The 25,696-nt window shown below is 40.4% G+C and carries 23 protein-coding genes; 19 read left to right on the top strand and 4 right to left on the bottom strand.

What is annotated here, in order from left to right; translation table 11 throughout:
- Positions 1–152 precede the first annotated feature (152 nt).
- The 3 genes from spoIIP to A6754_RS13940 form a co-directional block, all read right to left on the bottom strand.
- Complete coding sequence (spoIIP, locus tag A6754_RS13950; protein ID WP_066446774.1) at positions 153–1,064, bottom strand: stage II sporulation protein P; 912 nt, start codon at positions 1,062–1,064, stop codon at positions 153–155.
- The gene (locus A6754_RS13945) at positions 1,051–1,593 is read right to left on the bottom strand and encodes an RNA polymerase sigma factor (protein WP_156495802.1); all 543 of its coding nucleotides are present in this window, start codon (positions 1,591–1,593) and stop codon (positions 1,051–1,053) included. Before A6754_RS13945 ends, spoIIP begins: the two co-directional genes overlap by 14 nt.
- 837 nt (positions 1,594–2,430) lie before the next feature.
- On the bottom strand, positions 2,431–4,140 hold the full coding sequence (locus A6754_RS13940) for an Rqc2 family fibronectin-binding protein (protein ID WP_066446773.1): 1,710 nt from the start codon (positions 4,138–4,140) through the stop codon (positions 2,431–2,433).
- A gap of 311 nt (positions 4,141–4,451) precedes the next feature.
- Here A6754_RS13940 and A6754_RS13935 point away from each other — a divergent pair, with 311 nt between their 5' ends.
- The 17 genes from A6754_RS13935 to spoVM all read left to right on the top strand — a co-directional run bounded on the left by A6754_RS13935 (position 4,452) and on the right by spoVM (position 22,758).
- Positions 4,452–7,130, top strand: a complete 2,679-nt coding sequence (locus A6754_RS13935; protein WP_066446770.1) for a calcium-translocating P-type ATPase, SERCA-type — start codon at positions 4,452–4,454, stop codon at positions 7,128–7,130.
- Positions 7,131–7,264: 134 nt separating this feature from the next.
- Entirely contained in the window at positions 7,265–8,134 is an 870-nt protein-coding gene (locus A6754_RS13930; protein ID WP_066446768.1) for a YicC/YloC family endoribonuclease, read from the top strand.
- Between the two features lie 59 nt (positions 8,135–8,193).
- Positions 8,194–8,457: an extracellular matrix/biofilm regulator RemA gene (gene remA, locus A6754_RS13925; protein ID WP_066446766.1), complete on the top strand. Its 264-nt coding sequence runs from the start codon at positions 8,194–8,196 to the stop codon at positions 8,455–8,457.
- Between the two features lie 6 nt (positions 8,458–8,463).
- Positions 8,464–9,081, top strand: coding sequence for a guanylate kinase (gene gmk / locus A6754_RS13920; protein WP_066446765.1), 618 nt, complete (start codon positions 8,464–8,466; stop codon positions 9,079–9,081).
- Between the two features lie 2 nt (positions 9,082–9,083).
- A complete protein-coding gene (gene rpoZ / locus A6754_RS13915; RefSeq protein WP_066446762.1) occupies positions 9,084–9,293 on the top strand; it encodes a DNA-directed RNA polymerase subunit omega in 210 nt (69 codons plus the stop codon).
- Positions 9,294–9,608: 315 nt separating this feature from the next.
- Positions 9,609–10,817, top strand: a complete 1,209-nt coding sequence (gene coaBC, locus A6754_RS13910) for a bifunctional phosphopantothenoylcysteine decarboxylase/phosphopantothenate--cysteine ligase CoaBC (protein ID WP_066446759.1) — start codon at positions 9,609–9,611, stop codon at positions 10,815–10,817.
- Positions 10,814–13,219 (top strand): primosomal protein N', encoded by a 2,406-nt coding sequence (gene priA / locus A6754_RS13905; protein ID WP_066446756.1) that lies wholly within the window; start codon positions 10,814–10,816, stop codon positions 13,217–13,219. The genes coaBC and priA overlap by 4 nt, the downstream gene beginning before the upstream one ends.
- Before the next feature lie 334 nt (positions 13,220–13,553).
- A complete protein-coding gene (def, locus tag A6754_RS13900; protein ID WP_066446753.1) occupies positions 13,554–14,039 on the top strand; it encodes a peptide deformylase in 486 nt (161 codons plus the stop codon).
- Positions 14,036–14,986 carry a methionyl-tRNA formyltransferase gene (gene fmt / locus A6754_RS13895; protein ID WP_066446750.1) on the top strand — a complete coding sequence of 317 codons (951 nt, stop codon included), beginning with the start codon at positions 14,036–14,038 and terminating at the stop codon, positions 14,984–14,986. Before def ends, fmt begins: the two co-directional genes overlap by 4 nt.
- Entirely contained in the window at positions 14,983–16,338 is a 1,356-nt protein-coding gene (gene rsmB / locus A6754_RS13890; RefSeq protein ID WP_066446748.1) for a 16S rRNA (cytosine(967)-C(5))-methyltransferase RsmB, read from the top strand. The genes fmt and rsmB overlap by 4 nt, the downstream gene beginning before the upstream one ends.
- Positions 16,339–17,421 (top strand): dual-specificity RNA methyltransferase RlmN, encoded by a 1,083-nt coding sequence (rlmN, locus tag A6754_RS13885; RefSeq protein WP_066446746.1) that lies wholly within the window; start codon positions 16,339–16,341, stop codon positions 17,419–17,421.
- Positions 17,422–17,427: 6 nt separating this feature from the next.
- Positions 17,428–18,177, top strand: coding sequence for a Stp1/IreP family PP2C-type Ser/Thr phosphatase (locus A6754_RS13880; RefSeq protein WP_066446743.1), 750 nt, complete (start codon positions 17,428–17,430; stop codon positions 18,175–18,177).
- A 9-nt stretch (positions 18,178–18,186) separates the two neighbouring features.
- Positions 18,187–20,157: a Stk1 family PASTA domain-containing Ser/Thr kinase gene (gene pknB / locus A6754_RS13875; RefSeq protein WP_066446740.1), complete on the top strand. Its 1,971-nt coding sequence runs from the start codon at positions 18,187–18,189 to the stop codon at positions 20,155–20,157.
- 20 nt (positions 20,158–20,177) lie between these two features.
- Positions 20,178–21,059 (top strand): ribosome small subunit-dependent GTPase A, encoded by an 882-nt coding sequence (gene rsgA, locus A6754_RS13870; protein ID WP_066446738.1) that lies wholly within the window; start codon positions 20,178–20,180, stop codon positions 21,057–21,059.
- Positions 21,060–21,061: 2 nt separating this feature from the next.
- Entirely contained in the window at positions 21,062–21,706 is a 645-nt protein-coding gene (gene rpe / locus A6754_RS13865) for a ribulose-phosphate 3-epimerase (protein WP_066446735.1), read from the top strand.
- Between the two features lie 227 nt (positions 21,707–21,933).
- Positions 21,934–22,584, top strand: coding sequence for a thiamine diphosphokinase (locus tag A6754_RS13860; RefSeq protein WP_066446732.1), 651 nt, complete (start codon positions 21,934–21,936; stop codon positions 22,582–22,584).
- A 93-nt stretch (positions 22,585–22,677) separates the two neighbouring features.
- Positions 22,678–22,758, top strand: a complete 81-nt coding sequence (gene spoVM, locus A6754_RS13855; protein ID WP_019381739.1) for a stage V sporulation protein SpoVM — start codon at positions 22,678–22,680, stop codon at positions 22,756–22,758.
- Positions 22,759–23,065: 307 nt separating this feature from the next.
- Here the strand turns inward: spoVM and rpmB are convergent, their stop codons facing one another.
- Positions 23,066–23,254 carry a 50S ribosomal protein L28 gene (rpmB, locus tag A6754_RS13850; protein WP_019381740.1) on the bottom strand — a complete coding sequence of 63 codons (189 nt, stop codon included), beginning with the start codon at positions 23,252–23,254 and terminating at the stop codon, positions 23,066–23,068.
- Between the two features lie 360 nt (positions 23,255–23,614).
- Between rpmB and A6754_RS13845 the strand changes: the two genes are divergently transcribed.
- Both A6754_RS13845 and A6754_RS13840 read left to right on the top strand, forming a co-directional pair.
- A complete protein-coding gene (locus A6754_RS13845; RefSeq protein ID WP_066446730.1) occupies positions 23,615–23,977 on the top strand; it encodes an Asp23/Gls24 family envelope stress response protein in 363 nt (120 codons plus the stop codon).
- A 16-nt stretch (positions 23,978–23,993) separates the two neighbouring features.
- Positions 23,994–25,670 (top strand): DAK2 domain-containing protein, encoded by a 1,677-nt coding sequence (locus A6754_RS13840; RefSeq protein ID WP_066446726.1) that lies wholly within the window; start codon positions 23,994–23,996, stop codon positions 25,668–25,670.
- Positions 25,671–25,696 lie beyond the last annotated feature (26 nt).

The raw sequence follows: 25,696 nt of genomic DNA, 5'->3' as shown, positions 1-25,696 counted from the left end.
TTTTGGAAATAACGGTAAAATCTCCGCTTATTTTTCACTGGTTTCATCATCTAGAGGGCAAGAAGAGAAAAATTAATGAATCTACATATAGACAAAACCAATAGCCAAAAAAAAGAGCGTCTCTGCTTATAATCAGAGACGCTCTTACTTGTTTAATACGGTTCATTGCGTAAAATATCTTCAATTACCTCAGCAAGGATATCAACCGTCCTATATTCCTCTTCTAATGTGTTTCCAACTCCGCCAATTTCAATCAATACGGATTGTTCAATGAGGTCTTGGTTATACGTATTCTGTTTGCTTGTATCGGCTTTTATAAGAACTCCTCTTGACAAAGTGGGATATTTTTCTTCTATTTTACTGTGAAGGAGTTCTGCAAATTCTAAATTCTCTTCAAAAAAGTCACTTGATTGAGAAACAACAAAGGCAGTCCGAGGATAGTCTTTACCGTTTAATGTGACGGTGGTATCAATTCTTTTTGCTGAATCTCTGTGTATGTCAAATACCATCTTAATGCTCTGGTTTTTTTCAAGAGCAGCATTTAAAGGATCTCTTGAAATGGTATAACTTTGGCTAAACGGCAAGCCTTTTTCTTCTAAAATCCCCATTATATCCGTTTTATCAAGGATTGAGTTAACTCCCTTGTTTAACAATGATTGGCGAAGTCTCTCTCCAACTAATGAAATATTTCTATCTTCATGGAATGCCTGATTGGAGTCATCCGTTTTTGCTTCTGAAAAAAATGACTCTGTATTGTGTGAGTGATAAATAAATACTAGCGGGTCTTGATGGTTAACGATTGACTGAGGTTTTTCTTCTCTTCCTAAAGAGGTAAGGTAACTGGTAAATAGATTTGTTTCTCCATAAAAGAAAAACCACGATAAAGCAAGTGTACAAATAGCAATGCTGGCTGAGACTATAGGAAATCGTTTGATTTTTTTCTTTCTGTTTAATTTTCGTGCCCGTTGTTTTAATTTATTTGAAGTGGACTCAACAAATTCTTCCCTAGGTTCTTGTGGGTAGGTTTCTTTTATTAGATTAAAAATATCCTTATCCGTTTGCATTTTCGATCACCTCCACAGATTTCATGTCTAACTTCTTTCTTAGTTCTTTTATGGCTCTATGATAGTCTACCTTCACCTTTGACTCACTGCATTGAAGGATGAAAGAGGTTTCCTTAATTGAAAATTCATTGATTCCTCTTAAAATGACTACCGCTCTATAATGGGGCTTTAACCTTGAAATGGCAGTGTGTACCAGTTTTTTTAATTCGTTTTGTTCAACTATTTCATTTGGTTCTTTTTCAAGAGATCTAAATTGTTTGAAAAACCCATCAGTGAAAAGGGATGAAAATCTTTTTTTTCGATAGTGGTCAACAGCAACGTGTTTGGCAATTGAGAAGATCCATGTTTTCACGTTAATTAAGCTTGGTATAGTAGAAGAATTGTTTAAGACACGCATAAATACTTCTTGAGTTAAGTCCTCTGCATCATTTTGATTGCCAGAAAAACAGATTAGGAATCGATATACTTCCAGATAATGACGATTATAAAGTTGATGAATCATCTGTTCTAAATTTTCCTGATCAGGCAAATGATTTTCCCCCTTTCTTTTTTTCTCTACACTAATAACTCGTTTGAGCCTATCGAAAAGTTACAAGAATTTTTACTAAGCTTATAGTGAATGAATTATATATATTTTCTTGGCAATTTATCATTTTCCTTTAAAAGGGAAGGGATAGGTAAAATAAATGGTCATCACAACTCGTAAAAAACAGAAAAACCGTCATGTTAATCCACATGACGGTTTGTTTATCGTTTCATTAACTTTTATAAATATGCTTGGATGAAACACTAAGGGGAGGGTTTCGAGAAAGAGTCTTGTATTTTAATTCCCGAACTTCCATGGTAGAGGCCGTTTCAGGAATGACTCTTGGATTCTAATTCCCGAACTTCCATGGTAGAGGCCGTTTCAGGAATGACTCTTAGATTCTAATTCCTGAATTTCCATGGTTGAGGCCGTTTCAAGAATGACTCTTGGATTCTAATTCCCGAACTTCCATTGTTGAGGCCGTTTCAGGAATGAGTCTTGGATTCTAATTCCCGAACTTCCATGGTTGAGACCGTTTTAGGAATGACTCTTGGATTCTAATTCCCGAACTTCTATGGTTGAGACCATATCAGGAATGACTCTTAGATTCTAATTCCTGAATTTCCATGGTTGTGTCCGTTTTAGGAATGAGTCTTGGATTCTAATTCCCGAACTTCTATGGTAGAAACCGTTTCAGGAATGACTCTTGGATTCTAATTCCTGAATTTTCATGGTTGAGACCATATCAGGAATGACTCTTGGATTCTAATTCTCGAACCAAATTAATAAACGTTTTTCAAGAATTGCCTACCCAAACTCTATTTCACACGACACCCCTAATCATTTTTTCAACCGCAAAACCTCATCCTCACTAGGTGTCACATAAACAGTCTGCTGCTGTTCATAGATCACGTAACCTGGTTTAGCTCCATTTGGTTTTTTTACATGGCGAACCCGTGTGTAATCAACTGGAACAGAGCTGGAGCTGCGGGCTTTGCTGAAGTATGCAGCAAGGACAGCCGCTTCAAGGATCGTTTCGTCACTAGGCTCTTTGGTGCGGATGACGACGTGTGAACCAGGGATATCCTTTGTATGAAGCCAGATTTCATCGCGGCCAGCAAGTTTGTTCGTTAAGTAGTCATTTTGTTTGTTGTTTTTGCCAACCAGTATTTCTGTTCCATCCCCAGCTGTGTATGTATCTAGGGTTGGTTTGACATTTTGCTGTTTCTTGCCGTTTCGTTTTTGTTTTTGCTTGATATAGCCTTCTTCCATCAGCTCTTCCCGTATTTCTTCGATATCCCTTGGGGAGGCTGTTTGGATTTGCTGCAGCAGGCTATCAAAATATGCTGTTTCTTCCTTTGCTTTGTCAATCTGTTCATGCACGATAGCAATGGAGTTTTTCGCTTTCGTGTACCTCTTAAAATAGCTTTGCGCATTTTCAGAAGGCGTTTTTTTAGGATCGAGCGGAATCTCAGCGGTTGCGCCGTTTTCGTCATAATAATTGATCACTTCAACGCTTTTCATGCCTTTTGCGATACTGTACATGTTTGCGGTTATGAGCTCTCCAAAAAGCTGATGCTGATCTGCGTTTGCAGCTTCTGTTAATGTGCGTTCTAACTTCTTAATTTTCTTCTCGTTTTTCTCTTTTTCCGTCTGCATAAAACGTTCCAGATCGCTTGATTGCTGTTTTACCCGGTCGCGCTCCGCTTTGCCGAAATAAAAACGGTCAAGCATTGCACTTAAAGATGGGTATGAATAAGATTTGCCGTTGGCATGTTCGAGCGGAAACAAATAGAAGCTTTCTTTGTTTTCATTTACGGTAATAGCAGGTGAATAGGCGTGTTCTTCCACCTTTTTCATAAGTGTTATGAAAGCTTTTGGTATGGTCGTCCGGTTTGCAAGTCCTGCATGAAATAATGCTTCTTTAGCAAGCAAAGGTGACAGGCCGCTGAAGGCTGAAACAAGCTGTTTATCGATTTTTCCGCTGTTAAAATCAATTTTTCTTAAAATATCATCTTCATCTGCAGCAAAGGGATTTGCTTTATGCTGTGCAGGCGGAAGTTTGTATTCCTGTCCAGGCAAAAGGGCACGGTGGCTATTGATGGCAAAGGATACATGCTTGATGCTGTCTAAGATCATGTTCCGTTCCTTATCAACAAGCGTAATATTGCTGTGGCGTCCCATAATTTCTACAATCAGCTGTTTGCTTGAGACATCGCCGATTTCGTTTCTTCCTTTAACCTCAAAAATAATAATCCGGTCCAGTTCAACTTGGTGAATATTTTCTAAAATGTATCCTTCCAGATGCTTGCGCAGCAGCATGCAAAACATTGGGGGAGTGGAAGGGTTATCGTATGCTTCATTCGTGAGCTGAACGCGTGCATAGCTTGGGTGTGCTGAAAGCAGGAGTTTATGATTTTTTCCGCCCGCTCTGATCAATAATATAATTTCATTTTTATATGGCTGATGAACCTTGTTGATTCTTCCGCCTGTTAATGACTCTGACAATTCCTTTGTCATCGCCCTTGTAAATAAACCATCAAAAGACATGCAAAACATCCTCTACAGTAATTTTCTATTCATATGTATAAATTATTAGTTATTCCTAGAAAAGCGCCTTCCGCTTTTCTACATGTCCAGCTCCAGCGGTTAGCCCTTCTTGGGTCTAAGTCAATCTGTCCAGAAGGTTAAAGAACAACCTTCTAGCCATCTTGCCTTATGCTTGTCGGGGCTGGGCAACCCGCTTCCGCTTTTCTAATAATCATAGCATTTTTTTGGACAAGAATGAATATGCTTTGATGAGAGCTTTGGTTTGTACAATTTATGCTGGTGATTAGATAAGGGGGAAGTGTGATGTCCGGATGAAGTTCCATGAAATGAATGAGCGCGAGGTTGAGCAGGCTTTAAACAGCAGTATGAAGGAAGGCTTAACTGAAGATGATGCAAGGAAACGACTCAAACAATACGGATATAATGAATTAGCAGAAGGAGAAAAGCAGTCCGCTTTGCTCTTATTTTTTAGTCAGTTTAAAGATTTTATGGTTATTGTCTTGCTGGCAGCAACCCTTATTTCCGGATTGCTCGGTGAATATATTGATGCGATTGCCATCATTGCCATAGTCATCGTGAATGGGTTTTTAGGATTTTACCAGGAGCGCAGAGCAGAAAAATCGCTGGATGCATTGAAAGAGTTATCAGCACCGCAGGTCATGGCATTAAGAGACGGTGAATGGATTAAGATTCCTTCAAAAGAAGTAGTGCCAGGTGATTTACTGAAGTTTACCTCAGGTGACCGTGTTGGTGCTGACGTGAGAATCATTGAATCTAACAGCTTGGAAATTGAAGAATCTGCGTTAACTGGAGAGTCACTTCCTGTTTCTAAATCAGTTGGCAGTATAAAAGCAGCCAACATTGGCATCGGTGATATGGAAAATATGGCCTTCATGGGCACGATGATCACCCGAGGCAGCGGATTAGGACTAGTTGTCGGGACAGGAATGAAAACGGCTATGGGGCAAATTGCAGACCTTCTGCAGAGTGCTGAAACCATGATTACTCCATTGCAGAGAAAACTCGAGCAGCTTGGAAAAATTCTGATTGTGGCAGCTCTTCTGTTAACCGTTTTAGTGGTGGCAGTAGGGGTGATTCAGGGTCAGGAATTATATACGATGTTCTTAGCGGGAGTCAGCTTGGCGGTAGCAGCCATTCCTGAAGGGCTTCCAGCCATAGTAACGGTCGCTCTGTCCTTAGGCGTGCAGCGGATGATAAAGAAAAAGGCGATTGTGCGAAAGCTTCCTGCGGTCGAGACACTCGGCTGTGCTTCTGTCATTTGTTCTGATAAAACAGGAACGATGACGCAGAACAAAATGACCGTAACAGATATCTGGTCCGGCGGTAAGCAGTGGAAAGTAGACGGAGTTGGCTATGAGCCGCAAGGCCAGTTTTACCGCAATGAATCAAGGATAGATCCAAAGGATGATAAAACTCTGCAGCAAATGCTGATGTTTGGCATGCTGTGCAATCATGCAGAAGTAAAGCAGAAGGAAAAGGAATATATTGTTGATGGTGATCCAACTGAAGGTGCATTATTAGTTGCTGCCATGAAAGCAGGATATAACCGCGGCAGTCTTTTAAACCAATTCAGTATTATTAACGAATTTCCATTTGATTCAACAAGAAAGATGATGAGTATTGTTGTGAAAGATCAAAATGGCCGCCAATTTATCGTAACAAAAGGGGCGCCGGATGTATTAGCAGGTGTCAGTGATTCGATTTTATGGAATGGCAGACGTCAGCTGTTGTCTAAGGAAATGGCAGGAAACATTCATCATGCCATTGAACAGCTCGCTTCGAATGCACTAAGAACGATTGCGATTGCATTTAAAGAGGTACCTGCAAACACAGTTATTTTAGAAGAAAGTGAAGCAGAGAAGAATTTAACCTTTATCGGGTTGCAGGGGATGATTGATCCGCCGCGTCCTGAAGTGAAACAAGCTGTTAAGGAATGTAAGGAAGCAGGCATTAAGACCGTGATGATCACTGGAGATCATGTAATTACGGCGACTGCAATCGCGAAGCAGCTTGGTATTTTAACAGGATCTTCGAAAGTTATGGAAGGAAAATCACTGGCAGATATGTCAGTAGAAGAGCTTGAAGATGTGGTTGAAGATGTCACAGTGTTTGCACGTGTTTCGCCTGAACACAAATTAAAAATTGTTAAAGCGCTGCAAAACCGCGGACATATTGTTGCGATGACAGGGGATGGCATCAATGATGCACCAGCGATTAAGGCTGCAGATATTGGTATTGCGATGGGGATTACAGGTACAGATGTAGCAAAAGAAGCATCCTCACTTGTGCTGCTTGACGATAACTTTGCAACAATTAAGTCAGCAATCAAGGAAGGAAGGAATATTTACGAAAACATCCGCAAGTTTATTCGCTATTTGCTGGCATCAAATGTTGGAGAAATCTTAGTAATGCTTTTTGCGATGCTGCTTGCCCTCCCGCTGCCGCTCGTTCCAATTCAGATACTATGGGTTAACCTTGTCACAGATGGATTGCCGGCAATGGCTCTGGGACTTGATAAGCCTGAGGATGATGTAATGAAGCGGAAACCGCGGAATCCAAAAGAAGGTGTCTTTTCAAGAGGTCTTGGCTGGAAGGTTGTCTCAAGAGGATTTCTAATAGGGATTGTGACGCTGCTTGCCTTTATGTTTGCTTATGAAGCACATCCTGACCATCTTGCCTATGCACAAACTGTTGCATTTGCAACATTGGTTATGGCACAGCTGATCCATGTGTTTGATTGCCGCAGTGAAAAGTCCGTGCTGTCGCGTAATCCGTTTGGCAATAAATACTTAGTCTGGGCCGTTATTTCTTCAGTTCTGCTCATGCTTGCTGTTATTTATTATCCGCCGCTGCAGCCAATTTTCCATACCGTTTCAATTGAGGCGAAGGATTGGCTGATGATCTTAGGTTTATCAGCGGTTCCAACATTTTTACTTGCCTTTTCATTTTTGCTAAGTAAAAAGAAATAAAGTATGATATAATCCTTAAGGTAGTAGAGATGCGCTCTATTACCTTCTTTTTTATTTTAACAAGATTACCGCCAGCAATTTGGCAGATATACATACATATTTAGAATGTTGTTTTATAAAGGAAGTGTATATAAATGGTCAGAAGTATGACTGGTTTCGGACGCAGTAAAAAGGAACATGACCTTTTTACGATTACGATCGAGATCAAAACGGTCAATCATCGATTTGCAGAATATATGATGCGTTTGCCAAAGCAATATGTACACTTTGAGGAAAAAGTTAAAAAACGGCTTTCAAAATCGATTAAACGTGGTAGAATAGAAATATTTTCAGCAGTGACAAAAGAAGGCGATTCCGCTAAGGAAATGGTGATTGATTGGCCGCTGCTGCATCAGTACTATGAAAACATGAAGAAAATCAGTGAAAAATACGATCTTCCAGGCCTTGCAGTACAAGATTTAATGCGAGAAGAGTTTTTGTACATAGAAGAAAGTGAAGTATCCACAGATGAATTCGAGCCCCTGTTTATTGAAGCTGTTGAGGAAGCATGCCAGCAGCTTGTTGCTATGAGGATGGCAGAAGGCGAAGAATTGAAAAAGGATTTTCTTAACTTGCTTTCACATCTGCAAAGTTGTATATCGCAATTAAAAGAATATGCACCTTCTGTTGTATTAAAGTATGAGGAACGCTTAAAAAAGAAAATGCAAGAATACTTGTCAGGCGAATTGGATGAGTCGAGAATTGCAGCTGAGGCCGCTATATTTGCAGATAAATCCGATATCAATGAGGAATTAACAAGATTGCAAAGTCATATTCATCAATTCAGACAAACCTTGGAAACAGAAGGTTCTATAGGCAGAAAGCTGGATTTCCTGCTTCAGGAAATGAATCGTGAAGCCAATACGATCGGCGCTAAAGCAAATGATGCCCACATCGCTTCCGAAGTGGTAGAAATGAAGAGTCTGCTGGAAAAAATGAAGGAACAAGTTCAAAATATTGAATAGAAGTTGTTTATGAACGGCCGTAAACGGCAAAAATAAATAACTGATGATTGGAGGACACTATGTCAATCAAATTAATTAACATTGGATTTGGAAACATTGTTTCTGCCAATAGGATTATATCCATCGTCAGCCCTGAATCGGCCCCTATTAAAAGAATCATTCAAGATGCTCGTGATCGGGGATCTTTAATAGATGCGACATACGGGAGAAGAACAAGAGCTGTCATTGTGATGGACAGTGACCATGTTATTCTATCGGCCGTACAGCCAGAAACGGTTGCGGCTAGATTATATGATCGCGATGAAATTGTAGAGGAAGGATAGAACAGGATGAAAAATGAAAAAGGATTGCTAATTGTCCTATCCGGTCCATCAGGTGTCGGCAAAGGAACAGTCAGGAAAGAAATTTTTTCCCAGCCTGACACAGCTTTTGAATACTCCATTTCCATGACAACCAGAAACCCGCGCGAAGGCGAAGTGGATGGCGTGGATTACTTTTTTAAATCAAAAGAAGATTTTGAACAGCTGATTAAAGATGACAAGCTTCTGGAATATGCTGAGTTTGTCGGCAATTATTATGGGACCCCTGTAGATTATGTGAGAGAAACGATCAATCAGGGCAAGGATGTTTTCCTTGAAATTGAAGTACAAGGTGCACGCCAAGTGCGTGAAAAATTCCCAGACGGATTATTCATCTTTCTCGTTCCTCCAAGCCTGTCAGAATTAAAAAATAGAATTGTGACAAGAGGAACAGAAACCATTGATGTGATCAACAATCGCATGAATGCGGCAAAAGAAGAAATCGAAATGATGAATTTGTACGATTATGTGGTTGAAAATGATCAAATTGACCTCGCTTGTGAAAGAATTAAAGCAATTGTTGTGGCAGAACATTGCCGCAGAGAACGAGTAGAGCCAAGATATATTAAAATGCTGGAGGTAGAATAAACATGCTTGATCCATCTATTGATTCTTTAATGACTAAAATTGATTCTAAATATTCCTTAGTATCTGTAGCAGCGAAACGCGCTCGCCAGCTTCAGATAAATCCAGAGTACCAGCTCAGCAACTACATTTCTCATAAGAATGTAGGAAAAGCGCTGGAAGAAATTAATGCAGACGAACTGCTTTACCGCCTTAAAGAAGACAGTACGGATTGATTGTAAAACCTGTCTTGCTGTTATAAAATAATGTTGAACATGCAGGCTGCCTCTCGTAGCAGTCTAACCGTACAGCAAAGAAAACCGCGAAATAACAACCTCTAAACAAGGTTGTTATTTTTATTGGCTTTTTTGAAAAATGCAGATAGAAGCGAGCTGGTGAGAGTGTGAAGAAATATTCACGCTCGAAATCAAATGACTCAGCAGCATATTTCTTCTCTTTTTCTGCGAAAGGCATGAAATTGATGAAATAAATCCACTGTTCGATGATAATAGAAGAAAGAATGGCGAACTGTTTAAATGGGGGGAACGAATATGCTTAATGGAAAAAAGATTCTGCTCTGTGTGACTGGCGGGATTGCTGTTTATAAAGCTGCAGCACTCACTAGCAAGCTTACACAAGCGGGAGCAGACGTAAAAGTGATCATAAGCGACTCAGCCCAAAAATTTGTTGCACCGCTCACGTTCCAAGCATTGTCGCGAAATGACGTCTATTACGATACATTTGATGAAAAAGATTCAAAAGTGATTGCACATATTGATCTTGCGGATTGGGCTGACCTTATTTTAATCGCCCCTGCTACAGCCAACATAATTGGAAAACTGGCAAACGGCATTGCTGATAATATGATTTCGACTACATTGCTGGCAGCAACAGCACCGATCTGGATAGCACCAGCCATGAATGTTCATATGTACGCTCACCCGGCAGTGCAAAAAAACATCCAAACATTAGCTGACTTTGGCTATTCCTTTATTGAACCAAGTGAAGGCTATCTTGCTTGCGGATATATTGGGAAAGGCAGACTGGAAGAGCCGGAGAAAATTGTAGAACATATGAATTCATATTTTTCTAGTCAAAAAAAACCCTTGTCCGGTAAAAATATTGTTGTGACGGCAGGGCCAACCCGTGAGAAAATTGATCCGGTCCGCTATCTGACCAATCATTCATCAGGGAAAATGGGCTATGCTATTGCAGAAGCTGCTAAAAAGCTTGGCGGGAATGTGACTCTTATTTCAGGACCCGTTTCCATTCAGCCTCCAGCTGGTGTTAAGGTTGTTAAAGTAGAGAGTGCTGAAGAAATGTATCAAGCAGTACTAAAGGAATATGATCATGCGCAAATCGTCGTCAAAACCGCTGCAGTGGCTGATTACAGACCTAAATATGCTGCTGATCAAAAGATTAAAAAACAGCCCGGAGAAGAAGTGCTGCAGCTTGAACGAACTAAAGATATTTTGTATGAACTTGGACAAAAAAAGCAAAGTCAGCTCTTAATAGGATTTGCTGCCGAAACAGATCACCTTGAGGAATATGCCTCCAAAAAACTGAAAAAGAAAAATGCTGATATGATCGTTGCCAATAATGTGAAAACAGAAGGTGCAGGATTTGGAACAGATACGAATATTGTCACTCTCTATAAAAAGGACGGAAGTGTAATTGAACTGCCGCTCCTCGATAAAAAGACGGTCGCAATGAAAATTCTAGAGGAAGCTTGCCTTCTGCTGGGAGCAAATGGAGAATGAATGTTGCAAGTGTCATTGTAGATGTTCCAGCCAAACAAACGGACAAGCCTTTTGATTATCTGATTCCAGAACACCTTATAGAAATCATTAAGCCTGGAATGCGGGTGATCGTCCCATTCGGGCCAAGAAAAATACAAGGCTTCGTTGTAGGTATTAAGGCAGAATCAGACTTTAAGTCATTAAAAGAGCTGATCGAGCCGATGGATCTTAATCCAATCTTAAATAAGGAATTGCTTTCCCTCGGAGATTGGCTATCAAATCACACTCTCAGCTATAAGATTTCAGCATATCAAGCGATGCTTCCAGCTGCTTTAAAAGCAAAATATGAAAAAAAGCTGAAGCGGATCGATGTAATTGAAAATCTTGATCCTTCTATAAAGCCGCTTTTTTCAGATCGTGATAGTATCACTTGGGAAGAAGCAACGAGCCATGCATCTATGCGCACGCTGCAAAAAGCGGTAGCAGAGGGCAGCATTGAACTTATATATGAAGTAAAAGAACGTGTGAAAAAGAAGAAATTAAAGGCCATCTATTGTCCAGATCGTGCCCAGTTGGAAAATTGGATAAAATCGCTGCCAGCAAATGCAGCAAAACAAAAAGAAGTACTATCCTATTTTCAGGTACAGGAAGGACCTATATTCCAAAAAGAAATTGAAGACGTATTAGAAGTGTCGTCGGCTGTCATCAAAGGTCTTGTGAAAAAAGGAATGCTGTCTGAAACATATTTAGAAGTGTACAGGGATCCTTTTGCCGAGCGCCAGTTTTCCAGTACGGTTCCACTTTCTTTAACAGAGGAGCAGCATAATGCAATTATTCCAATCTGGCGTTCTGTTGAACAGCATGAACATGAAGTGTTTCTTCTATATGGTGTGACAGGAAGCGGGAAAACGGAAGTTTATCTGCAATCGATTCAGCGAGTGCTCGAACAGGGCAGAGAAGCGATCGTACTCGTTCCTGAAATCTCATTAACACCGCAAATGGTTACTAGATTTAAAGGCAGATTCGGCGATCAGGTAGCTGTTTTACACAGCGGCCTTTCTGCTGGAGAAAAATATGATGAATGGCGGAAGATTCAGCGCAAAGAAGTCAGTGTTGCGGTTGGAGCACGTTCAGCTATTTTTGCACCTTTTGAAAATCTAGGCATAATCATTATTGATGAAGAACATGAAACTAGCTATAAGCAGGAGGAAAACCCGAGGTACCATGCACGGGATGTGGCGATTGAAAGGGCGAAAACATACCGCTGTCCAGTCGTGCTTGGCAGCGCAACACCTGCTCTTGAAACATTTGCACGAGCGCAAAAAGATGTCTATAAGCTGCTCAAGCTTCCAAAAAGGATGAACAACCAAGCCCTGCCAGCTGTTACGATTATTGATATGAGAGAGGAGCTGCGTGAAGGGAACCGTTCGATGTTTTCCAGGGTGCTGCTTGATAAATTAAAAGAACGGATTGAAAAGAAAGAACAGACTGTTCTATTTTTAAACAAAAGAGGTCATTCTTCCTTTGTTATGTGCAGAGACTGCGGTTATGTCATCAATTGCCCAAATTGTGATATCTCATTAACATATCATCAATATAGCAGGCAAATGAAATGTCATTATTGCGGACATGAGGACCATGTTCCATCTGTTTGTCCGGAATGTCAAAGTGAACATATCCGCTATTTTGGCACAGGTACCCAAAAGGTGGAAGAAGAGCTAGTGAAGGTTCTGCCTGAAGCAAAAGTCATCCGAATGGATGTGGATACAACAAGCAGAAAAGGAGCACATGAAAAACTGCTGAACCAATTTCAAGAGGGACAAGCAGATATTTTACTTGGCACACAAATGATTGCCAAAGGGCTTGATTTTCCTAATATCACGCTTGTAGGCGTTCTTTCAGCGGATACGATGCTCCATTTGCCTGATTTCCGCTCCTCCGAAAAAACCTTTCAGCTCTTAACGCAAGTAAGCGGGCGAGCAGGCAGGCATCAATTGGAAGGGGAGGTTATCATCCAAACGTACACACCTGAGCATTACAGTGTAGTACTTGCTGGTACACAGGATTATGACCGTTTTTATGATAAGGAAATGATGATCCGCAAAATTCATAAATATCCGCCTTTCTATTATATATCCTTAATAACTGTAAGCCATGAACAGCTGATGAAAGCAGTGGCAGTGACAGAAAAAATTACAGGATGGGTGAGAGCAAAGCTATCAGATGAAGCAGTTGTCCTTGGACCGGTAGCATCGCCTATCCCCCGCATCAACAATAGATATCGATATCAATGTCTGGTAAAATACAAACGGGAACCACAGCTTAATGGCGCGCTGAAAACGGTCCTTGACCAATACCAGCAAGAAATAGCCACCGGCGGCCTGCAAATATCCATTGACGTAAACCCGTATATTTTAATGTAGTGATTATAAAACGATTACTGTTTCTAAAGAGAAAGACGATCAGCAGACTACTCTTTGATTGGAACGGAATGGTGCGAGACTCCTGCGGGACGAGTGGGGAGCTGAGACCCCGCAGGAGCGTAGCGACGAGGAGGCTCAGCACCCGCCCCGCCGGAAAGCGAGTACCATGGAGTGGAAATCCCTGCTATTTCATTATGTTATATCCTTGATTTCAAAGAAACACTTATGAACTTATAGAAATTTGTGAAAACTAGAGAAAAACAGTATGTAATGCACGTTAATTGAACAAAACGCTGTAAGAAACGCGTTACGATAGAGTTGGAGGAAATACATTTTGGCAATTAGAAAAATCGTTATGCACCCTGATCCGATTTTAGAGGAACAGTGTGAACCTGTTAAAGTATTTGATAAAAAATTAACTAAACTTCTAAACGATATGTATGATACAATGATTGAATTTGATGGAGTAGGACTCGCTGCCCCGCAAATTGGACTGAATATCCAAGTGGCCGTTGTTGATATTGATGATGAAACAGGTACCATTGAAATGATCAATCCTGTTGTCGTGGAAACAGCAGGCGAAATGACAGATGTGGAAGGCTGTTTAAGTTTTCCTGGGTTATATGGAGAAGTGACAAGACCGGAAACGGTAAAGATTAAAGCGCAGGATCGAACAGGTAAATTTTATAAGCTTGAAGCAGAAGGATTTTTAGCAAGAGCGATCCTGCATGAAATTGATCATTTGAATGGCATTCTGTTTACATCCAAGGTTTCAAGATATATAGAAGAACACGAACTTGAAGGGATGGAAGAGGAATGACAAAAATTATTTTCATGGGAACTCCAGACTTTTCAGTCCCTATTCTGCAGCAGCTTTTAAGTGATGGCTATGATGTGATTGCAGTGGTGACACAGCCGGACCGTCCTGTGGGCAGGAAAAAAGTGCTGACTCCTCCACCTGTTAAAGCAGAAGCTGTAAAAAGAGGGATCCCGGTATATCAGCCTGAAAAAATCCGCAATCCTGAAGAATTGCAGCCTATTTTGGATTTACAGCCTGATTTAGTCGTAACGGCTGCATTTGGCCAAATCTTACCTAAAGCATTGCTGGAAGCCCCTAAATTTGGCTGTATTAATGTTCATGCATCACTTCTGCCGGAACTTCGCGGCGGGGCGCCGATTCATTATGCAATCATGCAGGGGAAAGAAAAAACAGGCATTACCATCATGTATATGGCTGAAAAATTAGATGCGGGCGATATATTAACACAAGCAGAAGTCGTTATAACAGAAGACGATAATGTTGGAACTCTTCACGATAAATTAAGTGAGACTGGCTGCAAACTTCTTTCCGAAACATTGCCAAAGCTCATAAACGGTGAATTAGAACCGATCGTACAAGACGATGCTTTGGCAACTTTTGCTTCCAATATTAAGCGTGAGCAAGAAAAGATTGATTGGACGAAAAATGGTGAAGAAATCTACAATCATATTCGCGGTCTAAATCCATGGCCAGTTGCTTACACAACCGTAGAAGGAGCAGTTTTAAAAGTTTGGAAAGCTGAGAAAGTGGAAATCGCTGAAACTTTTGCTCCAGGCACCATTTTAGCAACAGATGATCAGGGATTAACGATTGCTTCCGGTAATCAAACTGCGATTAAAATAGTTGAACTGCAGCCTTCTGGCAAGAAAAAAATGGATGCAGGAGAATATTTAAGAGGTGCCGGCACGAAGCTGACAAAAGGGTTTGTATTAGGGGATCATTCATGAAAAAGACGTCAAAGAAAAATGTGCGTGAAACAGCACTTGAGCTATTAACAGCAATTGAGAAAAACCAGTCCTACAGCAATCTTCTGCTTAATAATGCGATTAACAAAAATGAATTAAATGCAAAGGATGCAGCGTTGCTGACGGAAATCACCTATGGAACATTACAGCGCCAGATGACGCTAGACTTTCTTTTACAGCCTTTTATTAAAAACAGTAAAAAGCTTGAAAGCTGGGTGATTCAGCTTCTTCGTTTAACGGTCTACCAGCTTGTTTATTTAGACAAAATTCCGGATCATGCTGCTTTAAATGAAGCTGTTGAATTGGCCAAAAAGCGTGGCCATAAGGGAATTGCCGGTCTTGTTAATGGAGTACTAAGGAATTTTCAGCGCAGCGGTGTTCCTTCACTTGATTCTATTACAGATCCAATTGAACGAATCTCCATTGAAACAAGCCATCCAGTTTGGCTGGTGAAACGCTGGGCTGAACAGCTGGGCATCGAAAAAACAAGAGAAATGTGTTTGCTGAATCTTACCGCACCGCTGCAAACAGCCAGAGTGAATACAGTTAAAGCAACACGGGAAGAAGTGCTTCACATGCTGCTTGAGGAAGGGTTTGAAGTAGAAGAAAGTCCGTTTCTGCCCGTTGCCATTAAGTGCAAACGCGGGAATTTAGCCCGTTCAAATGCATTTAAAGAAGGCTATCTGACCATTCAGGATGAGAGTTCGATGCTTGCAGCCTACGCACTTGGCGCCAGTCAGGATGAGGAGATTCTTGATGCATGTGCAGCTCCAGGAGGGAAATCCACTCATATTGCTGAAAGGATGCAAAATAGCGGAACACTCGTTTCGTTAGACCTTCATGAGCATAAAGTAAAACTTATAAAAGATAATGCAAGCAGGCTTGGACTTGAGAACATTACGGCTAAAGCAATGGATAGCAGAACAGTCCAAGAGCATTTTGAAGCAGAAAGCTTTGATCGGATTCTCCTCGATGCACCTTGCTCAGGGCTTGGTGTCATGAGAAGAAAGCCTGATATGAAGTACACAAAAAAAGAAGAAGATCTTTCTAATCTTCATAACATCCAAATGAATTTATTAACCGCTGCTGCCCCTTTATTAAAAAAAGGTGGTATCCTAGTTTATAGTACTTGTACAATTGACAAGGAAGAAAATATAAAGACAGTTGAAGCATTTTTACAAAAACATAAAGATTTTGAAGCGGATGCAGCCTTAAAATCAAGAATGCCAGAGGCAATCAAGCCTTTAGTAACTGATTTTGAGCTGCAAATACTGCCGCAGGATATAGGATCAGACGGCTTTTATATAGCAAGTCTAAGAAAGAAGGTGCAATAAATGGTACAAGCAACAAAAGACAAAACAGCAACAGAACAAAAACCTTCCATTTATTCTTTACAGCTGCACGAGCTGAGAGATTGGTTAAAGGATCATAACGAAAAAGCATTCAGAGCTGAACAAATTTTTGATTGGCTTTATACAAAAAGAGTAACAACGTTCGAGGATATGACGAATTTATCAAAGTCACTCCGCGAAAATCTGGCTGAACAGTTTACCATTACAACATTAAATACGCTAATTCAGCAGCAATCATCTGACGGAACAATTAAGTTTCTATTTGAACTTCACGATGGCTATTCCATTGAAACCGTTCTGATGAGACATGAGTACGGAAACTCTATCTGTGTAACGACTCAAGTTGGCTGCAGAATCGGCTGTACATTCTGTGCTTCAACCCTTGGCGGTTTAAAACGTAATTTAGAAGCAGGAGAAATCGTTGCTCAGGTCGTAAAAGTACAACAGGCATTAGATGAGACGGATGAGAGAGTAAGTTCTGTTGTTATTATGGGAATTGGTGAACCATTTGATAATTATGATTCCATGATGTCTTTCTTAAAGATCATCAATCATGATCAGGGCTTAAACATCGGTGCTCGTCATATTACCGTTTCAACAAGCGGAATCATACCAAAAATCTATAAATTTGCTGATGAAAACATGCAAATCAACTTTGCTATTTCTCTTCATGCTCCGAATACTGAAATTAGAAGCCGTTTAATGCCGATTAATAGAGCCTACAAACTGCCTGATCTTATGGAAGCAATTCGCTATTATATCCAAAAGACTGGTCGCCGTGTCAGCTTTGAGTATGGATTATTTGGCGGTGTGAATGATGGCGTGGAACATGCCGAAGAACTGGCTCAGTTAATTAAAGGCGTAAAGTGTCATGTGAATTTAATTCCGGTTAACTATGTGCCTGAAAGAGACTATGTAAGAACACCTAGAGAGAAAATCTTTGAATTTGAAAAGACGTTAAAGCAACATGGAGTGAATGTGACCATTCGCCGTGAGCAAGGACATGATATTGATGCAGCATGTGGACAACTTCGTGCGAAGGAGAGAACTGAAGAGACGAGGTGATATCGTATGAAGGCTGTATTTAAGACAGATCGAGGTAAGGTAAGGCAGCATAACGAAGATAATGGAGGCATTTATGAAAATGCCAGCGGACAGCGCCTGGCCATCGTAGCAGATGGCATGGGCGGTCACCGCGCAGGCGATGTCGCAAGCCTTATGGCCACTGAGAATATTGGTGACCGTTTTAAGGAATCTCCTGCTATCCAGACCGCTGATCAAGCAGAACAGTGGCTGAAATCAACCATTGAAGAAGTAAATACCATCTTGTTTGAACATGCACAGGCAGAAGCAGAGTGTGAAGGCATGGGCACAACCGTTGTAGCTGCCATTTGTACAGACCGTTTTGCAACCGTTCTAAATGTTGGCGACAGCCGGGGATATATTTTAAATGAAACCGGATTTCAGCAGCTGACTGATGATCATTCGCTGGTCAATGAACTCGTTCGTCAGGGTGAGATTTCGAAAGAAGATGCCGAGCATCATCCAATGAAAAATGTGGTTCTAAGAGCACTTGGAACAGAACCAAGCATTAAAATAGATCTTATGACGATTATGTTTGAAGAGGGAGATAAGCTCTTCCTTTGTTCGGATGGTTTATCAAATAAAGTATCTGAAGCAGAAATGAAAGAAATACTACTGCAGGATGTCTCATTTGAGGAACAGGCAGAAAAGCTAATTGATCTTGCAAATCAATATGGCGGCGAAGATAATATCACTCTTGTCATCATTGAATTTGATGATGTATCTGGAAGAGGGTGATGAATTGTGATGATTGGAAAAAGAATCAGCGGCCGCTATAAAGTCTTGGATATGATTGGCGGAGGCGGCATGGCAAATGTTTATCTTGCTCATGACATGATCCTTGACCGTGATGTAGCCGTGAAAATGCTTCGTCTTGATTTTGTTGATGACGAAGAGTTTATCAGGCGCTTTCATCGTGAGGCGCAGTCTGCTACAAGCCTGGCACATCCTAATATTGTAAGCATTTATGATGTTGGGGAAGAAGATAATATCTATTATATTGTGATGGAGTATGTAAAAGGACAAACATTAAAGCAATACATACAAAAAGCAAGTCCTGTTCGCATTGATGATGCCTTAGAAATTATGAAACAGCTGACAAGTGCCATTTCACATGCACATCAAAACCATATTATCCACCGTGATATTAAGCCGCACAATATTCTCATAGACAACAATGGCAATATAAAAATCACTGATTTTGGAATTGCCATGGCGTTAAGCGCTACTAGCATTACTCAAACCAATTCAGTTCTTGGCTCTGTTCATTATCTATCTCCAGAACAAGCCCGCGGCGGGATGGCGAATCATAAATCAGATATTTACTCGCTCGGAATAGTGATGTTTGAATTGCTTACTGGCAGGCTTCCTTTTTCTGGTGAATCTGCTGTTTCCATCGCTTTAAAGCATTTGCAATCAGAAACACCATCTTTGCGCAGATGGAATCCTGATATTCCGCAAAGTGTGGAAAATATTGTCTTAAAGGCAACAGCAAAAGATCCTTTTCATCGTTATCATTCTGTTGAAGCAATGGAAGAGGATCTTGCTACAGCGCTGAATCCGGAACGTGCAAATGAGCCTAAGTTTCTTATTGCTCAAGATGATGATGCAACAAAAGCGATACCTGTTATCTCATCTGATAAAATGTATCCGCCGACAGAGGAAACGCTTGTCCATGGGAGGGAAACAGCTGTAAAGCAAACGCATGCTGATACAGCAGGAAGCCTGCCCAAAAAAGAAAAAAAGAAAAAGAAGAGCAAGTGGCCAATCATTTTAATATCGATATTCTTTAGTTTAATTGTTCTTGGTCTGTTAGCCGTATTTGTCTTGCCGGATCTGCTTTCTCCTAAAGATATTGAAGTGCCTGACGTAACGGAGGAAAGTATTGATGATGCAATTGATCAGCTCGTTGCTGCAGGTTTTACCATTGGTGAAACAATTACAGTAAACGATGAAGAAGTTGAAGCAGGACTAGTCATTAAAACGGATCCAAAAGCAGGCAGCATGGCAAAAGAAGGAAAAGAGATTGATATTTATGAAAGTATTGGAAAAGAACAATATGAATTAGAAGATTATATCGGCCAGCCATACTCAGAGGTTGAGCGGAGGCTGAGGAATGAAGAATTCCAGGATATTAAAAAAAATGAAGTGAACAGCGATGAAGAAGCTGGCACCATTATAGACCAAAATTTCTCAGAAGGTGACCTCGTTGTTCCGGGAGATACTGAACTGGAGTTTACCGTCAGTATTGGTCCAAAGCCGTTACAATTAAAAGATTTAAGCGGTTATAATAACAAAGGTCTTGATGAATATGCTGAATCGACAGGCTTAAAGGTTAGTGTAGCAAGAGAAGAGTACCATGAAAGTGTTCCGGCAGGGCTTGTGATCTCACAAGAGCCAGCAGCTGGTACTGCATTGGCTAAAGGAAGTACTGTGAATGTGGTCTTATCTAAAGGTGTCGAAGAACTTCCGCTTCAAGAGGTGATTGAGGAAGTGGATATTCCGTATGAGCCATTAGAAGAAGGAGCTGAGCAGGAAATCCAGCTTTACATTGAGGATGCGGATCGAAACATGACAGAAGCAGCCGATGTGTTTACCATCACTGAGAATAAAAGAATAAGTATACAGCTCAATATTGCCCATGGAACAAATGCAGGTTATAAAATCATCCGTGACAATAGTGTATTGCTGGAAAAAACGGTGCCATATCCTGAATAATGAGAGTAAGGAGTGCTGCTATGCCTGAAGGAAAAATTATTAAGGCGCTAAGCGGATTTTATTATGTACTGAACGAGGGAAATGTTATTCAATGCAGAGGCAGAGGTGTTTTTCGGAAAAATAAAATTACACCTCTTGTTGGCGATGAAGTTGTCTATCAGGCAGAAAATGATCAAGAAGGTTACATTTTAGAAGTGAAAGAGCGGAAAAATGAATTAGTGAGACCTCCGATAGCTAATGTTGACCAAGCTATTCTTGTGTTTTCAGCGGTTGAGCCCGATTTCAGCACAGCCCTGCTTGATCGCTTCCTTGTTCTAGTTGAATACAATCGTATTAGACCCGTTATATGCATTACGAAAATGGACTTAACATCAGGTGAACAAAAAGAATTAATCCATTCCTATGCAGACGATTACCGTAAAGCAGGCTACGAAGTGATGCTGACATCATCTGAAACAGAAGAAGGCATAAAGGAACTGCTTCCTTTGCTGGAAGGTGAGATCTCCGTATTTGCGGGGCAATCAGGTGTAGGAAAATCATCATTGCTTAATGCATTAAGACCAGATCTTGAGCTGAAAACGGATGATATTTCAACCCATCTCGGACGCGGAAAGCATACAACCAGACATGTTGAGCTTATTTCTGTTGGAGCGGGCCATGTGGCAGACACTCCTGGTTTTAGTTCCCTGGAATTTATGGAGATTGAAGCAGAAGATTTAAACTACTGTTTTCCTGATATTGAAGTTCTAAGTGAAGAATGTAAGTTTCGCGGCTGTCTTCATATTAAGGAGCCGAAATGTGCTGTTAAAGCAGCAGCAGAATCGGGCAAATTGCCTCAATACCGATATGAGCATTATACAAGTTTTTTAGAAGAAATAAAGGATAGAAAGCCGAGGTATTAGTTATGGTGAAAATAGCGCCATCCATTTTATCTGCAGATTTTGCGCGACTGGGTGAAGAGATCAAGGATGTTGAAGCAGGAGGAGCCGACTATATACATGTAGATGTAATGGATGGGCACTATGTTCCGAATATTACAATCGGCCCGCTTGTAGTGGAAGCGATCCGTCCGATTACCGACCTCCCGCTGGATGTTCATCTTATGATTGAACATCCAGATCAATATATTGAAGCCTTTGCTAGAGCTGGAGCAAACTATATTACCGTCCATGTGGAAGCATGTACCCATTTACACCGCACCATCCAGCTCATTAAATCTTATGGAGTGAAAGCAGGAGTAGTATTAAATCCTGCTACACCTGCAGAGATGATTAAGCCGATTCTTGAAGATGTGGATATGGTCTTATTGATGACCGTTAATCCAGGATTTGGCGGACAGAAGTTTATTCCTTCTGTACTGCCAAAAATAAAGGCAATCAGGAATTGGGCTGATGAACTCGGACTTGATCTTGAGATTGAAGTAGATGGCGGGGTAAATGAAGAAACAGCTAAACTCTGTGTTGAAGCAGGAGCAAATGTACTTGTAGCTGGCTCAGCCGTGTTCAATGAGAAGGATCGTGCAAAAGCGATTGCAGCCTTGCGTGTATAGGAGATTACCTCTAAAGTCAGCCATAATAGGCTGGCTTTTTTCACATAGTGAAAGAATGAGCACAGCCTGTACGATTTCGCATGGCTAATCTGAAACGGTTATTTAGTTCAAAGGTTTTCCTAATGAAGATTTTTGCGTTAAATGTGTTGACGAGCATGTCCTACAGGGAATACCTATTTAGAAGTTTAATAAATTCCTTTAACAAAGAAGTCACTAAGGAGGATAAAATGAATATTAATATTCTTGCAGGAGGTCCGCTTGAACGGCTGCCATCGTTTGATAAATACAAATCAGAAGAGGATCTATGGATTGGTGTTGATAAAGGTGTTTTTACATTGCTTTCGCAGAATATCCAGCCTTATCGCGCTTTCGGTGATTTTGACTCTGTTACAGAAGAGGAATGGGCATTAATAGAAGAAAATGTTAAGAGCATTCATCGCTTTCAGCCAGAAAAGGATGAAACAGATATGGAGCATGCACTTAACTGGGCTCTTTCAGAAAATCCTAGAAAAATTCGTTTATTTGGTGCAACTGGCGGAAGAATGGACCACTTTTTTGCGAATGTTCAGCTGCTAATTAAGCCTCTAAATAATAATGATGAGATACCAGTTGAGATCATAGATATTCAGAATAAAATATTTATGACGAAACCAGGAACCTATTCCATTCAAACTGACAGTGATTATCAATATATTTCTTTTATACCGATCTCTGGGGAAGTTGATGGACTAACTCTCAGAGGATTTAAATATCCATTAACTGACTGTCATATTCCGATCAGCTCGACACTATGTATTAGTAATGAACTTGTTGATGATTCTGGTACTTTTTCTTATAAACAAGGCATATTAATGGTGATAAGGAGCAATGATTTATAAATATCATGATTTGTTTTTAACGCGAGGCAGCAAGCAGCAACAGCAAAAAAGCAACGATGGGCAAGGCATGACTTGTGAGGAGGGACATAAAGAATGAGATTTTATACAATTAAACTGCCAAAATTTTTGGGCGGGATTGTCCGCGCCATGCTGGGAACATTTAAAAAAGGATAATCATAGCAAGAGCACTCTTACTTCTTATAGCACCTTTGCAGGGTGCTTTATTTTTTCTATCCTTAAAATCTTTGTAAGCATGGTTAAGACTGGCAGAAACGAAAAAAAGGGTGAAGGGAGCCGATTAACATCCGACTTCTGTTCACAGCAGGGAATACGAGTATATGGAACTATAAGTACATTAGAAAATTCCTCTAAAATGCAGAGCTCCTTTAAAAATGAAAAAAGGACATCTATTAAGATGTCCTTTCGCATATTAATCAAGCCAGATGACCAGCAGTGAAGCTGTCCAACTTAAGCTTTCCTATTATACGCGTTCTACTTTACCTGATTTAAGTGCTCTTGCAGAAACCCAAACACGTTTAGGCTTACCGTCTACAAGAATGCGAACCTTTTGAAGGTTTGCGCCCCAAGTACGCTTGTTAGCGTTCATAGCATGTGAGCGAGCATTGCCCGAAGTTGTCTTTTTACCAGTTACAACACATTTGCGTGGCATGTAATTTCCCTCCTTACTAACCAAAGCTGAAAGATCCTTCATGCTTTATTTGCAATTTGTTAGATCCATCTGTATTAATGAGAAAACAGCAATCTGTTTCCGGCCATTAAAAGATACTTTAATAATTTATCATACATTTACAATCCTTGCAATAGCTGAACTCATTGCTTTCAAGAAAAATTCCTTGACATACAATTTTATTAGACAAGCTATAATAAGAAGTGGAAAGTATAACTTTTAAATATGGTGTTCATATAGTACAATGTTCTGTATGAATAGTGTGAAGAGCTTAAAAGCGGAAAATCTGTCTCTTGTAACTTTCACTTTTCGAAAAGCAATTTCCAAAAGGGGGAACGAATTATGTCCATCGAATTAAAAACGAATTTTGGGCAAATTGATATCTCAAATGATGTAATCGCTACAATCGCAGGAGGAGCTGCTGTGGATTGTTATGGAATCGTAGGGATGGCATCCAAAAATCAAATAAAAGATGGTTTAACCGATATTTTGCGCAAAGAAAATTTTACACGCGGAGTCGTCGTTCGCCAGGAAAATGATGAAGTACATATTGATATGTATATTATAGTAAGTTATGGAACGAAAATTTCCGAGGTTGCTCACAATGTTCAATCAAAGGTTAAGTATACATTGGACAAGACGGTCGGCCTTAGTACAGACTCAGTAAATATTTTCGTTCAGGGAGTTCGTGTAACTAACCCGTAGTGAGGAGGAAAGATTTGTGTCAACTAAAGTTTTAGATGGAAAACAATTTGCGCGAATGATTCTGCAAGGTGCTAACCACCTTTCTGCAAATGCAAAATTGGTGGATGCATTAAATGTTTTCCCTGTTCCGGATGGAGATACTGGAACAAATATGAATTTGTCGATGACTTCTGGTGCAAAGGAAGTTAAAAATAATGTGAATTCCCATATTGGCAAGGTAGGAACTGCTCTATCAAAAGGATTATTGATGGGTGCCCGTGGAAATTCAGGTGTTATTCTATCTCAATTATTCCGTGGTTTTTCAAAAGCAATCGAACAAAAAGAAACAATTAACGGAAAAGAATTTGCTGCAGCATTTGATACTGGTGTAGCCACTGCGTATAAAGCGGTTATGAAGCCAGTTGAAGGTACCATCTTAACCGTGGCAAAGGATGCCGGGAAAAAAGCAGTTGCTGTTGCTGAAACAGAGGACGATCTCATTGTCATTATGGAAGCGATTGTAAAAGAAGCAAAGGCTTCATTAAATCGCACTCCAGACTTACTGCCTGTGCTAAAAGAAGTAGGCGTTGTTGACAGCGGCGGTCAAGGTCTTGTATTTGTATACGAAGGCTTTTTAGCTGAGCTAAAGGGTGAAGAACTGCCTGAAGCCCCACAAAGCCTGCCGAAAATGGATGAGCTTGTTAGCGCTGAGCATCATAAGAGTGTACAAAGCCACATGAACACAGAGGATATCGTATATGGATATTGCACTGAGTTTATGGTGAAATTCGAAGATGAAAAGCTTTCTAAGCAGCCTTTTAAAGAAGAGAAGTTCCGCCAGGATTTAAGTAAATATGGCGATTCGCTGCTGGTCATTGCAGATGATGAATTAGTAAAAGTTCATATTCACTCTGAACAGCCAGGCGACTGTCTCACTTACGGCCAGCGCTATGGAAGCTTAATCAATATGAAAATTGAAAATATGCGCCAGCAGCATAGCAATCTCTTATTCGATGAACCGGCATCTGCTCCTGCAGCGAAAAAACCGGAAGAACAAAAAGAATATGGCATTGTGACTGTTTCAATGGGAAGCGGAATCGCTGATCTATTCAAAAGCCTTGGTGCTCATGCAGTAATTGAAGGCGGGCAAACGATGAATCCGAGCACAGAGGACATCGTAAAGGCGATTAAAGATGTCAATGCTAAAAAAGTCATCATTCTGCCAAATAATAAAAATATTGTCATGGCAGCTGAACAAGCAGCTCAAGTTTCAGAAGTAGAAGCAATCGTTGTGCCTTCTAAAACAGTACCTCAAGGTATGTCTGCTTTACTTGCTTTTAATCCGGGTGCAGAGATTTCGGAAAATGAGCAAAGCATGAAAGATGCTTTACAGCATGTTAAGACAGGTCAAATTACATTTGCTGTCCGTGATACAAGCATTGATGGCCTTGAAATTGCCAAAGATGACTTTATGGGCATTGAAGAAGGGAAAATTGTTGTTAAAAGCAAAGACAAAGTCCAAGCTGCAACAGACCTTCTTGCTAAAATGATTGATGAGGATTCTGAAATTCTTACAGTTCTTAAGGGTGAAGATGCATCTCAAGAAGATGTTGACCGTCTTGTAAGTTTTGTAGAAGAACAATATGGTGAAGTTGAAATTGAAGTCCATGATGGGAAACAGCCGTTATATGCCTTCATTTTTGCAATTGAATAAAAACAAAAATGGCAGCTGACTAGGCT

The sequence above is a fragment of the Cytobacillus gottheilii genome (genome assembly GCF_001636345.1).
In the GTDB taxonomy this organism is placed as follows: Bacteria; Bacillota; Bacilli; order Bacillales; family Cytobacillaceae; genus Cytobacillus; species Cytobacillus gottheilii.
This window is presented reverse-complemented; position numbering and strand designations above follow the sequence as displayed.